Source organism: Novosphingobium sp. 11B (assembly GCF_054589055.1).
This window is the reverse complement of record NZ_BAAILP010000156.1, coordinates 62,111-73,607: the sequence shown is the minus strand read 5'-3', so window position 1 is coordinate 73,607 and position 11,497 is coordinate 62,111. Positions and strand designations below refer to the sequence as shown.

Genomic DNA, 11,497 nt, shown 5'->3' with positions numbered 1-11,497 from the left:
CGCAGCGAAGCAATCCAAAGTAGTATTGAGCCGCACTGGATTGCTTCGCTGCGCTCGCAATGACGAAGGGTAGATCACGTCAGACCATCAAATCGAGGCACCCGCCCTCATCGTGAAACCATCTGACGCAGGTTCGATCGGCGCCGTCAGAAGATGGGTTCCCGCCTTCGCGGGAATGACGACGACGATACGCTTGATCCGGTGATTTACTCCGCAGCCTCCGCAGCTTCCTCGCTATCATCCTCGATCTGAACGCCGGTATCGGCATAACGCGGCGCAGCCTCGATCGAGGGGACATCGTCGGAGATTTCTCGCTTGCCGATCTTGATGTGCTTTTCACTGAGACGGCGGGCGCGGCTCATCACGTTGCCCTCGTAAGTGCGGGCGAAGTCGTTGAAGCTGTTGACCGCGCGGCCCATGTGCACGCCGACCTTGGACAAGTCGTCCTGAGTCTTCGCAAGGCTGTCGTAAAGGTCGGCGCCGAGCTTGCCGATCTCGCGCGCTTCGCGCGCTAGCCCTTCCTGCTGCCAGACTTGTGCGATGGTCCGCGCGATGGCGACGAGGTTCGTGGGGCTCGCCAGCAACACCTTGCGATCGAACGCGAAGTCCCAAAGACCCGAATCGTGGTCGAGGGCGGCTGCGATGAAGTGTTCGCCGGGCACGAACATGATCACGTAATCCGGCGCATTCTCGAACTGGCTCTGGTAGCTCTTGGCGCCGAGCGTCTGGATGTGGTTGCGCATCGATGCCGCGTGCTGGCCCATGAAGGCGAGGCGCCCAGCCTCGTCCTCGGCCTCGAAGGCATCCTGATAGGCATTGAGCGAGACCTTCGCGTCGATCACCAGTTGCTTGTTGCCGGGAATTCGGACGATCGCATCGGGGCGCAGACGGCCTTCCTCGGTGTTGATCGACTGCTCGGTCTCGAAGTCGGTGTGCTCGGTCAGCCCGCACTGTTCCAGCACGTTCTTGAGCTGCTGTTCGCCCCAGCGTCCGCGCGCCTTGGGCGCATTGCGCAGCGAGTTGCCGAGCCGGACGGCCTCCGCGCGCACCAGTTCCTGCCCGACGCGCAGCGCCTCGATCTGGCCGGTCAGCTGGCCGAAGGCATCGACGCGCTTGGCCTCCAATGCCGCGACCTGTTCCTCGTAGCTCTTGAGGCGCTGACCTACCGGTGTGAGGATCGAGTTGAGGCGTTCGGCGCTGGCTTTCTCGCTCTGTTCGAAACGCTCGCCCGCCCGGCGCAGGAATGCTTCCTGCGCGCCCGCCAGCACTTTTGCGCCGGCGTTCTCGAACTCCTTGCGCAAGGCTTCCTGCGCTTCGAGCAGCAGGCGCTTCTGCTCATCGAAGTTCGCCGACTTTTCCCGCAGGGTCGAAAGTTCGTCCGACAAGCCGCGCTGTTCACGCAGCAACCCGTCCACGCGTGCGGCATGTTCGGTGCGGGTCTTGTCGAGAACCTGCGTCAGCTCTGCACGGGTACGTTCGACCGCTGCGGCGCCGTCATGGCGCAGGCGTCCGGTCAGGGCTTCATGGTCGGTGCGTGCGCGGTCGAGCGCCTGCTCGAGCGCATCGGCCCGCCCGGCCCGCTCGCGCGCGGCTTCAAGATCGGCGAAAGTACGTAAATATTTGGCGTCGCCTTCGCGTGCCTCACGCTCACGCGCTTCGGCTTGCGCCCGCCATTGCGCGGTCGGGCGCAAGCCGAGAAACCAGCCTGCAGCGAGGCCGATGACGAGAGCGAGAATCGTGGCGACTACAAGTTCCATGGCTCCAGCCTAGCCGGAACATTTCAGGAACTCCAGTCCTCGACGGCGATTTTCCACCGGGGCGCGAAACGCCCCGGAAGAAATCAGGCGGCCTTGCGCAGCTTTTCGAGCTTCTTGAGCGCCATCTGGCGCTTCAGGCGCGAGAGGTGGTCGATGAAGAGGATACCTTCGAGGTGGTCCATCTCGTGCTGGAGACAGATCGCGAGAAGACCGTCCATGTCCTCCTCGTGCACCTTGCCGTCGAGGTCCTGCCAGCGTGCGCGGATGCGCGAGGGGCGCTCCACATCGGCGAAGATCTCGGGGACCGAGAGGCAACCTTCCTGATAGACGATGTGCTCGTCCGAGGGATCGAGGATTTCCGGATTGATGAAGATCCGGGGTTCCTTCTTGGTCGGCTGATGCGTGTGGTGGTGATCGCCATGCGACGTGCAGACTTCCGGCTCGGCGTCCTCGTCGTCAGGCTGGAGGTCGATCACCAGTACACGGAGAGGAACGCCGACCTGGATCGCGGCGAGACCGATGCCGGGAGCGTGGTACATCGTTTCGAACATGTCATCGACGAGCGTTTTAAGCTCGTCGTCGAACTTTTCGACGGGGGCCGAGACCTGCTTGAGGCGCTGGTCGGGAACTTCGAGGATTTCGCGGATAGCCATCTGCGCCAGATAATCGCGAAAGCCCGATTTCGCAAGATCAGGCACCGCAGGCCGAAATCGCGTCAGGCGACAGGACGACGAGCGCGGATCGCCTGGGCCAGTGTGCCCTCGTCGAGATAGTCGAGTTCGCCGCCGACCGGCAGGCCGTGCGCCAGTTGCGTTACCCGCACCGGGAAGCCTTCAAGCCGCTCGGCGATGTAGTGCGCAGTGGTCTGCCCTTCGAGCGTGGCGTTCATCGCGAGGAGCACTTCATCGATACCGCCCTCCCCGATCCGGCGCAGCAGGCTGTCGATCGCCAGGTCTTCGGGGCGGACGCCGTCCAGCGCCGAGAGGCGGCCGCCGAGCACGTGATAGCGCCCGGTGAACAGGCGCGCGCGGTCAAGCGCCCAGAGGTCGGCGACTTCCTCGACCACGCAGATCGAGCGTGCGTCGCGGCGGGGGTCGGCGCAGATGCCGCAGGGGTCGGTGGTATCGACATTGCCGCAGGTCCGGCACTCGACCAGCGCCCCGCGCACGGCGTCCAGCGCTTCCAGCAGTTGCACCAGCGCGGTTTCCCGCCGCTTGATCAGCCAGAGCACGCCGCGGCGGGCCGAGCGCGGGCCAAGGCCGGGCAGGCGCGACAGGGCGGCGGTCAGCGTCTCGATCTCTTGCGATGCCATGGATCGGGAGATAGGGCCTGCGCCTGATCTTAGAAAGCCCGCTCAGGAGTTCCCCACATCATGCGTATCATCTTCATGGGAACGCCCGATTTTGCGGTCCCCGCTCTGGTGGCTCTTGCCGAGGCGGGGCACGAGGTCGTGGCTGCCTATACGCAGCCACCGCGACCCGGCGGACGGCGGGGCAAGGAACTGACACCCTCGCCCGTGCAACGGGAAGCCGAAGCGCGCGGGATCGAAGTGCGCCATCCGGTTTCGCTGAAGGGGGCGGAAGAGCAAGCCGCCTTCGCCGCGCTGGAGGCAGACATTGCCGTCGTCGCGGCTTATGGGCTGATACTGCCACAGGCGGTGCTGGATGCGCCGCGCCTCGGGTGCCTCAACATCCATGCCTCGATCCTGCCGCGCTGGCGCGGTGCGGCGCCGATCCAGCGGGCGATTCTGGCGGGCGATCCGACGACGGGGATCACCATTATGCAGATGGAAGCCGGGCTCGATACCGGACCGATGCTGGCGACGCTGCGCACAACGATCGACGCGAAGACGGCCGGGGAACTGACCTCCGAACTTGCGGACCGGGGCGCGCAGCTGCTGGTCGGCACCTTGCGCGACCTCGCCGTTCACCGCGCGGTGAAGCAGCCGAAGGACGGGATTACCTATGCCCGCAAGATCGACAAGGCCGAAGCGCGACTAGATTTCACCGCAAGCGCGACCGACGTGGAGCGTCAGGTGCGCGCGTTCATGCCCGTGCCGGGCGCGTTCTTCGAACTGGACGGCGAGCGCTACAAGGTGCTGGCGGCGCGGATCGTCGAGGGCTCCGGCGAGGCGGGCAGCACGCTCGACGATGCCCTGACGGTCGCGTGTGGGGAACAGGCGCTGCAGGTCACGCGCATCCAGCGCGCCGGCAAGCCGGCCATGGACGTGGCTGACCTGCTGCGTGGGCGGCCCATTCCGGCAGGCACGAAGCTGGGTTGAGTTTAGGCCTTCTCGGGCATCCGGCGCTGCGGCGGCGCTTCGTCGGCCCAGCGGGCGTGGCCTTCGCGCAAGGTCGCGGCGGTCTTTTCCCATGCGCTGAGGGGCTTGTCCCGGACGCGGATGTTGAAGCGGTCGGTGCCCCGAAATTCGAGGACTTCGGCGCCTTCCGGGCCTGCGGTGTATGCATAGGGCACTTCGGCGCCGACGAAGAAGCCGTCGCCAGCAGCCAGCGTCTCGGTGCCCATGCGGATCGAGCCGGCGACGATGTAATAGAGGCAATCGCAGTCGTGGCTGTGGAGCGGCAACGGGAAACCGCTCTTCACCCATAGCCGCGCGAGGCTCATATCCTCGCGGCGGTAGGGGACGTCGGCATATTCGCCCCTCACCTGCATCGCCTCCATCAGCAATGGCTGGGCGGCGACGAGGTTGGGTGTGTCGCCCTCGTAAGTCATGCAGTCACACTCTTCCAGCGCGGGAGCGTCAGCGCCGCGGAAGATCTGGAAGCGGGGCTCTCTGTTCTCGGCCATGGCAGGCTCCTTTCCCGGTAAGCGGATGGTGACACCGGATGCGCAGGACGCCAAGCCCATTGCGCGGCGGCACCAGTCCTGTATCGGCGGGGCGAAATGACCCGTTTTGCGCTCACTCTCGAATTCGACGGCAGCCCGTTCATGGGGCTGCAGCGGCAAGCCCATGGTCCCTCGGTGCAGCAATCGGTCGAGGATGCGGCTTTCATGGTCACCGGCGAGCGCGCCATCATGCACGCGGCCGGGCGTACCGATGCCGGGGTCCACGCGCTCGGAATGCGCGCCCATATCGACATCGCGAAGCCGTTCGAGGCGTATAAACTGCTGGGGGCACTCAACGACAGGTTGCGGCCTCATCCGATCGCGGTCCTGTCCTGCGAGGTCGTGCCCGACGACTGGCACGCGCGGTTTTCCTGCGTCGGCCGCGCCTACATCTACCGCATCGCCAATCGCCGTGCCCCACTGACGCTGGAGAAGGGCAAGGCATGGATGGTGCCCAAGCCGCTCGATGCCGAGGCGATGCACCGCGCCGCGCAGACGCTGGTGGGGCTGCACGATTTCACCACATTCCGTTCGGCGCATTGCCAGTCGAGTTCACCGCTCAAGACGCTCGACCGGCTGGCGGTGCGGCGCGAGGGCGAGATGGTGCTGATCGAAGCGGAAGCGCGCAGCTTCCTGCATCATCAGGTGCGCTCGATGGTCGGCTGCCTCGCACTCGTCGGCATGGGACGGTGGAGCGAAGAGGATCTGCGCGAGGCGCTTGCCGCGCGCAATCGCCGGAAGCTCGGCCTAAATGCACCGCCGGACGGGCTCTACTTCGTCCGCGCAGTCTATCCCGGCGAATAACGAAAAGGGCGCCTCCTTGCGGAAGCGCCCTTTTTCTTGGTCGGCCGGGCCGATCAGGCCTTGGCGACGACGCTTTCCGGCAGATCCTGCCCGAATACGCGCTGGTAGTATTCGGCCACCAGCATGCGCTCGGTCTCGTCGCACTTGTTCAGGAACGAGAGGCGGAAGGCGAAGCCGACGTCGTTGAAGATCGCCGCGTTCTGTGCCCAGGTGATGACCGTGCGCGGGCTCATCACCGTCGAGATATCGCCGTTCATGAAGCCCTGGCGCGAGAAGTCCGCGACCTTGACCATGTTGGCGATCACCGACTTGTCGATCTGCGGCACCTTGGCCGCGACGATGCCCGTCTCGGTGGCGTGGGGCAGGTAGTTGAGCGCCACCACTAGGTTCCAGCGGTCCATCTGGCCCTGGTTGATCTGCTGCGTGCCATGGTACAGACCCGAAGTGTCGCCCAGGCCCACCGTGTTGGCGGTGGCGAACAGGCGGAAGTGCTTGTCCGGACGGATCACGCGGTTCTGGTCGAGCAGGGTGAGCTTGCCCTCGGTTTCCAGAATGCGCTGGATCACGAACATCACGTCCGGGCGGCCCGCGTCGTATTCGTCGAACACCAGCGCCACCGGGTGTTGCAGCGCCCAGGGGAGCAGGCCCTCGCGGAATTCGGTCACCTGCATGCCGCCGCGCAGGACGATGGCATCGCGGCCGATCAGGTCGATGCGGCTGATGTGCGCGTCGAGGTTGATGCGGATGCACGGCCATTTGAGGCGCGCCGCGACCTGTTCGATGTGCGTCGACTTGCCGGTGCCGTGGTAGCCCTGCACCATCACGCGGCGGTTGAAGGCAAAGCCCGCCAGGATTGCGAGGGTGGTGTCCGGGTCGAACACATACGTCTCGTCGAGGTCGGGGACGCGCTCGTCGGCCACGGAGAAGGCCGGGACCTTCATGTCGATGTCGATCCCGAAAGTCTCGCGCACGTCGAGTTCGATGTCGGGAGCGGCCAGTACGGTGGCGTCGCGATTCTCGGTCTGGGTCTTGGAGTCAGTCATCGTAGGGCATCGCGTATAGGACCGGCCGCTGCATCGCAATAAGGTTTGGGCGACTTGCCTTGCTCAACTCGCGCATTTGGGAGGGAGGCTGAACAGATCGACGAAGCGCTGGACCAGCGATGGGTCGCCCTCGATCCGCAGTGCCTGAACCTCTTCCCGCGGCCACTTGCCGTAGAATACCCCGAGGAACGGGAACCCGCCCTCGGCCGCGAAGACCAGATCGGGGTCCGGATCGCCATTGCTGGAGGGTTGGATCGCCAGTTCGCCCTGCCCCAGCCGCCCGGTGAATTTGCTGACACCCACCTCGAAGCGCACCGTCAGTGCCAGCTCGCCGATCCGCTCGGGATGGATCATCGTGCGCAGCGAGAGCATCAGCGAGACCGGCGTGATCGGCAGCGTGGGATCGTGGAGGGTCGAGCGCACCGCCCATCGCCCCAGTTCCTGCATGACGGGCTCCAGCGCCAGGCCCCATTCGGTGAGTCGATAGACCTGCACCGAAGCGGGCGGCGGCAGCACTTCGCGCGCGACGATGCCGGTTCCTTCGAGGCTCTCCAGCCGCTCGGTCAACGTCTTGGCGCTCAGGCCCGGCAATTCGGCGCGGATCTCGGAGAAACGGCGCGGGCCGAGCATCATCTCGCGTATGATTGGCAGCGACCAGCGTTCGCCGATCAGTTCCATCGCGAAAGCCGCCCCGCAGGCATCCCCATACCAGCGGCCATGTGCGCGTTTCACACTGTCCGTCGCGCTTTCCGAACGCATGGTTTCTTTTTGTGACTTCATGGTTGCTTTTAGTTACCACTGAGGTCAGGTTCGGGCAAGAGGCGATTCGCCCTTCTGAAGGAGAGAGCAGATGGCACGCATGATCTTCGTGAACCTCCCCGTCACCGATCTGGAGCGCTCCAAGGCGTTCTACACCGCGCTCGGCTTCACCAACGAGCCGCGCTTCACCGACGACACGGCGGCCTGCATGGTGTGGTCGGAATCCATCTTCGTGATGATCCTGACGCACGACAAATGGCGCACCTTCACCGACCGCCCGATCCCCGACACCGGCTCCAGCGAAGTGGCGCTGTGCCTTGCATGTGAAAGCAAGGAAGAGGCCGCGGAGATGAAGGCCAAGGCTGCGGCGGCAGGCGGCACGCCCGACATCAATCCGCCACAAGACTATGGCTTCATGGTCAGCCACGCCTTCACCGACCTCGACGGGCATGTCTGGGAGACGATGTGGATGGACCCTGCCGCCGCCTCGGGGGAAATGGAAATCCCGACCACGGCGTGACATAAAGAAACGGGAGAGGGAGAAGACGATGCCTATCGATCCGACCTCACAGATAGAGATCACCGCTTACGAATGGGTGCCATCCTTCGCGCAGGGGCAGGTCCGCGATTTGCGCCCGCGCTGGACCTGCGAAGAGTACACCCTGCCCTACAAGGTGCGCCTGATCAGCGCGATCGAGCGCCCCGAATGGTACTATGACGACCAGCCCTGGGGGCAGGTGCCCTTCGTCCGTGACGGCGAGGTCGGGATATTCGAAAGCGGCGCCACGCTCATCCACCTCGCCGAGAAGGCGGGCGCCTTGCCCCCGACCGGCTCGCAGGAACGGGCGAAAGTCCTGAGTTGGCTGCTGGCTGCGTTCAACTCGATCGAGCCGTTCGTGATGGAGTTCGTCAACTGCACGTTTTTCTCGCGCAAGGAGGACTGGGCACCGCTGCGCCGCCCTTCCCTGACTACCGCGCTGGAAGGCCGCCTCAAGCGCCTCGAAACGGCGCTGGGGGACAGTGAGTGGCTGGCCGGGGACTTCTCGATCGCCGATATCGCGATGACCACGATCCTGCGCGCCATCCCCGACCCGTCCGTGCTGGCGCCGACGCCCGCGCTCGCGGCGTACGTCGAGCGCGGCATAGTTCGCCCGGCGTTCCAGCGTGCGCTGGAGGCGCAACTGATCCCTTTCGCAGAGCATGATCCGAAGAACAGAGCCAAGACCGAAAACGCTGCCAAGGAAGGAGTCTGACATGACCTACGTAGAAGGTTTCGTGATCGCCGTCCCCAAGGCGAACAAGGACAAGTTCATCGCCCACGCCGAGATGGGCGACGCCGTCTTCATGGAGCACGGCGCCACCCGCGTTCTCGAATGCTGGCAGGACGACGTGCCCGAAGGCAAGCAGACCGACTTCTTCCGGGCGGTGGAGTGCAAGGAGGACGAGGCGGTGGTCTTCTCGTGGATCGAATGGCCCGACAAGGAGACCCGCGAAAAGGGCATGGCTGCGGTCATGGACGCGATGAACACCGACCCGCGCATGGATCCGGAGAAGAACCCCATGCCTTTCGACGGCATGCGCATGATCTACGGCGGCTTCCAGCCCGTCGTCACGCTGGGAGGCTGAGCCATGGGCAACCCTGTAGGCAGCTTCATCTGGTACGAGCTGATGACCAGCGATTCCGACGCCGCGGCCGCCTTCTACGGCAGTGTCGTCGGCTGGAAGATCGGCGCCAACGTCATGCCGGAAATGACCGGCGATTCCGGCATGGACTACCGCATGATCGAGCGCATCGATGGCGGCGGCGCGGGCTGCGGCTATACCGGCGGCGTCTTCGCACTCGACGACGAGATGATCGGTCAGGGCGCGAAGCCCGGCTGGATGGGCTACATCTACGTGCCGGACGTGGATGCCAAGGTGGCCGAGATCACGGCCGAGGGCGGCGCCGTCCACGTCCCCGCCACCACCATGGAAGGCGTCGGCCGCTTCGCCATGGTGACCGACCCGCAGGGCGCCGCGTTCTACGTGATGACGCCGGAACCGCCCGCCGACGATCCCGACGCCACCAGCGACGTGTTCAGCGTGGACAAGCCGCAGACGGTGCGCTGGAACGAACTCGTCACGCCGGACGACGATGCGGCGGTGGCGTTCTATACGAAGCACTTCGGCTGGGCCCAGCAAGGCGCGATGCCGATGGGGCCGCTCGGCGACTACCGCTTCCTCCAGCTGGAGGACGTGCAGATCGGCGCGGTTATGAAGCAGGCTGATTTCATGCCGGTGCCAGGCTGGACCTACTACATCGGCGTGGACGATATTGACCGCGCACTGACCGCAGTAAAGGACAGCGGCGGCAAGCCTATGGGCGATCCGCAGCAGATCCCCACCGGCGAATACACCGTCCACGCCTTCGATCCGCAAGGCGCCTACTTCGGTCTCGTCGGGCCGCGCAGATAACCGGGCGGGCGGTGATTGACGCCGCCCATTCGTTCCATCAATGTTCCACCCTCATCTAAGGGAGAATCCCGATGGCCGACTACACCTTCTTCACCAACCCGATGTCGCGCGGACAGATCGCCCGCTGGGCGCTGCACGAGGCCGGGGCGGACTACGAGCAGGTCCTCGTCGACTGGAAGGACAAGCCCGCCGCGTTCCTAGACGCCAACCCGATGGCCAAGGTGCCGACGCTGATCCACCATGCCGACGACGGCGACCGGATCATCACCGAAGCCGCCGCGATCTGCCTCTATCTGGCAGAGATGAACCCCGAGGCGCACCTGCTCCCCAACGACAGCGAGATGGCGGACTATTACCGCTGGACCTTCTTCGCCTCCGGCCCGATCGAGCAGGCGATCACCTCGCGCGCGCTCAAGTTCGAGCCGACGCCGCAGCAGGAGATGATGGCTGGCTGGGGCAGCTTCGAGCGCACCCTCGCCGCGATCGAGGAAAAGCTGGCCGAGGACGACTGGGTCTGCGGCACCCGCTTCACCATGGCCGACGTCTATGTCGGCAGCGCGATCGACTGGGGCATGACCTTCGGCATCATCCCGCCGCTGCCCCCGCTCGTCGCTTACGCCGAACGCTGCCAGGAACGCCCCGCCTACCGGACCGCCAAGGGCATCGACGGCAAGCTGATAGAGGAGATGAAGAAATGACGGCCAAAAACCGGATCTGCCTCTGGTACGACGGCACCGCCGAGGACGCTGCGAACTTCTACGCCACCGTCTTCCCCGACACCCGCGTCGATTCCGTACAGCGTGCGCCAACGGACTATCCGGACGGGAAGGAAGGTAACGTCCTCGTGGTCGAGTTCACGGTGATGGGGATCGAGTGCATCGGCCTCAACGGCGGCCCGCAGTTCCCGCAATCGGAATCGTTCTCGTTCCAGGTCGCCACCGACACGCAGGAAGAGACCGACCGCTACTGGGACGCCATCGTCGGCAACGGCGGGGCGGAGAGCATGTGCGGCTGGTGCAAGGACAAGTGGGGCCTCAACTGGCAGATCACCCCGCGCGCCCTCACCGACGCGATGGCGAACCCCGATCGCGCTGCCGCCAAGCGGGCGATGGAAGCGATGATGACGATGCGCAAGATCGACATCGCCGCGATCGAGGCGGCGGTGAAAGGCTGATGCTGGCACTCTACGGCCACCCCTTCTCGTCCTACACCTGGAAGGCGCAGATCGCGCTGCTGGGATCGGGGCTGGACCATGAGTTCCGCATCGTCGACGGCGATCACCCCGATCATGACAAGATCGTCGCCATGGCCGGACCAGCGGGCAAGTTCCCGGTCCTGCAGGACGGCCAGAACCTGATCTTCGAGGCGACTTCGATCATCGAGCACCTGCAACTGCACCATGTGGAACCGGACGTGTTGCTGCCCTCCGACGCCGGAGCGGCGATCGGCGTGCGAATGCTCGATCGGGTGTTCGACAACTACGTCATGGGCAACATGCAGGAGGTCGTGAACGAACACATTCGCGATGCCGAAAACCCGGACATGACCCGCATCGGCGAAGCGCGCGAACGGCTGGAACGCAGTTACGCCTGGTTGGAGGGCTGGCTTCAGTACTACCCGGCGCAAGGCCAGGTTACCCTGATCGAGTGCGCCGCCGCGCCCTCGCTGTTCTACGCCGACTGGGTCCTCCCCATCGCCGACAGCTTTCCGCGCCTGAAGGCATGGCGCGCCCATCTGCTCGCCTTGCCGCCGGTCAGCACTTGCGTCGAGGCCGCCCGCCCGTACCGCGCGTTCTTCCCTCTTGGCGCGCCTGATCGAGATTGAGGAGAACAA

The 11,497-nt window shown here is 65.0% G+C and carries 15 protein-coding genes; 9 read left to right on the top strand and 6 right to left on the bottom strand.

What is annotated here, in order from left to right; translation table 11 throughout:
- Positions 1-206: 206 nt before the first annotated feature.
- The 3 genes from ACYPYD_RS14665 to recR form a co-directional block, all read right to left on the bottom strand.
- A complete protein-coding gene (locus tag ACYPYD_RS14665) occupies positions 207-1,757 on the bottom strand; it encodes a DNA recombination protein RmuC (protein ID WP_459663864.1) in 1,551 nt (516 codons plus the stop codon).
- Positions 1,758-1,840: 83 nt separating this feature from the next.
- Positions 1,841-2,410 carry a peptide deformylase gene (gene def, locus ACYPYD_RS14660; protein WP_008829475.1) on the bottom strand — a complete coding sequence of 190 codons (570 nt, stop codon included), beginning with the start codon at positions 2,408-2,410 and terminating at the stop codon, positions 1,841-1,843.
- Positions 2,411-2,472: 62 nt separating this feature from the next.
- Positions 2,473-3,069 (bottom strand): recombination mediator RecR, encoded by a 597-nt coding sequence (gene recR, locus ACYPYD_RS14655; protein WP_459663862.1) that lies wholly within the window; start codon positions 3,067-3,069, stop codon positions 2,473-2,475.
- A gap of 60 nt (positions 3,070-3,129) precedes the next feature.
- On the opposite strand from recR, the gene fmt reads away from it, so the two are divergent.
- Positions 3,130-4,038, top strand: coding sequence for a methionyl-tRNA formyltransferase (gene fmt, locus ACYPYD_RS14650; RefSeq protein WP_459663860.1), 909 nt, complete (start codon positions 3,130-3,132; stop codon positions 4,036-4,038).
- 2 nt (positions 4,039-4,040) lie between these two features.
- Here fmt and ACYPYD_RS14645 read toward each other — a convergent pair whose 3' ends face one another.
- Complete coding sequence (locus tag ACYPYD_RS14645) at positions 4,041-4,565, bottom strand: cupin domain-containing protein (RefSeq protein ID WP_459663858.1); 525 nt, start codon at positions 4,563-4,565, stop codon at positions 4,041-4,043.
- Between the two features lie 96 nt (positions 4,566-4,661).
- Here ACYPYD_RS14645 and truA point away from each other — a divergent pair, with 96 nt between their 5' ends.
- On the top strand, positions 4,662-5,408 hold the full coding sequence (gene truA, locus ACYPYD_RS14640) for a tRNA pseudouridine(38-40) synthase TruA (RefSeq protein WP_459663856.1): 747 nt from the start codon (positions 4,662-4,664) through the stop codon (positions 5,406-5,408).
- Positions 5,409-5,461: 53 nt separating this feature from the next.
- Here truA and cobS read toward each other — a convergent pair whose 3' ends face one another.
- Positions 5,462-6,451: a cobaltochelatase subunit CobS gene (gene cobS / locus ACYPYD_RS14635; protein WP_008829480.1), complete on the bottom strand. Its 990-nt coding sequence runs from the start codon at positions 6,449-6,451 to the stop codon at positions 5,462-5,464.
- A gap of 63 nt (positions 6,452-6,514) precedes the next feature.
- Positions 6,515-7,210, bottom strand: coding sequence for a winged helix-turn-helix transcriptional regulator (locus tag ACYPYD_RS14630; protein WP_008829481.1), 696 nt, complete (start codon positions 7,208-7,210; stop codon positions 6,515-6,517).
- Between the two features lie 91 nt (positions 7,211-7,301).
- Between ACYPYD_RS14630 and ACYPYD_RS14625 the strand changes: the two genes are divergently transcribed.
- From ACYPYD_RS14625 to ACYPYD_RS14595, 7 genes are all read left to right on the top strand, one after another.
- Positions 7,302-7,730 (top strand): VOC family protein, encoded by a 429-nt coding sequence (locus tag ACYPYD_RS14625; protein ID WP_036524588.1) that lies wholly within the window; start codon positions 7,302-7,304, stop codon positions 7,728-7,730.
- 28 nt (positions 7,731-7,758) lie between these two features.
- Positions 7,759-8,463, top strand: a complete 705-nt coding sequence (locus tag ACYPYD_RS14620) for a glutathione S-transferase family protein (protein WP_036524585.1) — start codon at positions 7,759-7,761, stop codon at positions 8,461-8,463.
- A gap of 1 nt (position 8,464) precedes the next feature.
- Positions 8,465-8,836, top strand: a complete 372-nt coding sequence (locus ACYPYD_RS14615) for a DUF1428 domain-containing protein (RefSeq protein WP_036524583.1) — start codon at positions 8,465-8,467, stop codon at positions 8,834-8,836.
- A 3-nt stretch (positions 8,837-8,839) separates the two neighbouring features.
- Positions 8,840-9,664 carry a VOC family protein gene (locus ACYPYD_RS14610; RefSeq protein ID WP_036524580.1) on the top strand — a complete coding sequence of 275 codons (825 nt, stop codon included), beginning with the start codon at positions 8,840-8,842 and terminating at the stop codon, positions 9,662-9,664.
- 71 nt (positions 9,665-9,735) lie between these two features.
- On the top strand, positions 9,736-10,362 hold the full coding sequence (locus tag ACYPYD_RS14605; protein ID WP_459663853.1) for a glutathione S-transferase family protein: 627 nt from the start codon (positions 9,736-9,738) through the stop codon (positions 10,360-10,362).
- The gene (locus ACYPYD_RS14600; RefSeq protein WP_459663851.1) at positions 10,359-10,838 is read left to right on the top strand and encodes a VOC family protein; all 480 of its coding nucleotides are present in this window, start codon (positions 10,359-10,361) and stop codon (positions 10,836-10,838) included. Before ACYPYD_RS14605 ends, ACYPYD_RS14600 begins: the two co-directional genes overlap by 4 nt.
- On the top strand, positions 10,838-11,488 hold the full coding sequence (locus ACYPYD_RS14595) for a glutathione S-transferase family protein (RefSeq protein ID WP_459663849.1): 651 nt from the start codon (positions 10,838-10,840) through the stop codon (positions 11,486-11,488). Before ACYPYD_RS14600 ends, ACYPYD_RS14595 begins: the two co-directional genes overlap by 1 nt.
- Positions 11,489-11,497: the final 9 nt, after the last annotated feature.

Coding starts and splice junctions, on each gene's coding strand:
- ACYPYD_RS14620 (WP_036524585.1), top strand. CDS start 7,759: ATGCCTATCGATCCGACCTCACAGATAGAGATCACCGCTTACGAATGG.
- ACYPYD_RS14610 (WP_036524580.1), top strand. CDS start 8,840: ATGGGCAACCCTGTAGGCAGCTTCATCTGGTACGAGCTGATGACCAGC.
- ACYPYD_RS14605 (WP_459663853.1), top strand. CDS start 9,736: ATGGCCGACTACACCTTCTTCACCAACCCGATGTCGCGCGGACAGATC.
- ACYPYD_RS14600 (WP_459663851.1), top strand. CDS start 10,359: ATGACGGCCAAAAACCGGATCTGCCTCTGGTACGACGGCACCGCCGAG.
- recR (WP_459663862.1), bottom strand. CDS start 3,069: ATGGCATCGCAAGAGATCGAGACGCTGACCGCCGCCCTGTCGCGCCTG.
- ACYPYD_RS14615 (WP_036524583.1), top strand. CDS start 8,465: ATGACCTACGTAGAAGGTTTCGTGATCGCCGTCCCCAAGGCGAACAAG.
- ACYPYD_RS14630 (WP_008829481.1), bottom strand. CDS start 7,210: ATGCGTTCGGAAAGCGCGACGGACAGTGTGAAACGCGCACATGGCCGC.
- cobS (WP_008829480.1), bottom strand. CDS start 6,451: ATGACTGACTCCAAGACCCAGACCGAGAATCGCGACGCCACCGTACTG.
- truA (WP_459663856.1), top strand. CDS start 4,662: ATGACCCGTTTTGCGCTCACTCTCGAATTCGACGGCAGCCCGTTCATG.
- ACYPYD_RS14665 (WP_459663864.1), bottom strand. CDS start 1,757: ATGGAACTTGTAGTCGCCACGATTCTCGCTCTCGTCATCGGCCTCGCT.
- fmt (WP_459663860.1), top strand. CDS start 3,130: ATGCGTATCATCTTCATGGGAACGCCCGATTTTGCGGTCCCCGCTCTG.
- ACYPYD_RS14625 (WP_036524588.1), top strand. CDS start 7,302: ATGGCACGCATGATCTTCGTGAACCTCCCCGTCACCGATCTGGAGCGC.
- def (WP_008829475.1), bottom strand. CDS start 2,410: ATGGCTATCCGCGAAATCCTCGAAGTTCCCGACCAGCGCCTCAAGCAG.
- ACYPYD_RS14595 (WP_459663849.1), top strand. CDS start 10,838: ATGCTGGCACTCTACGGCCACCCCTTCTCGTCCTACACCTGGAAGGCG.
- ACYPYD_RS14645 (WP_459663858.1), bottom strand. CDS start 4,565: ATGGCCGAGAACAGAGAGCCCCGCTTCCAGATCTTCCGCGGCGCTGAC.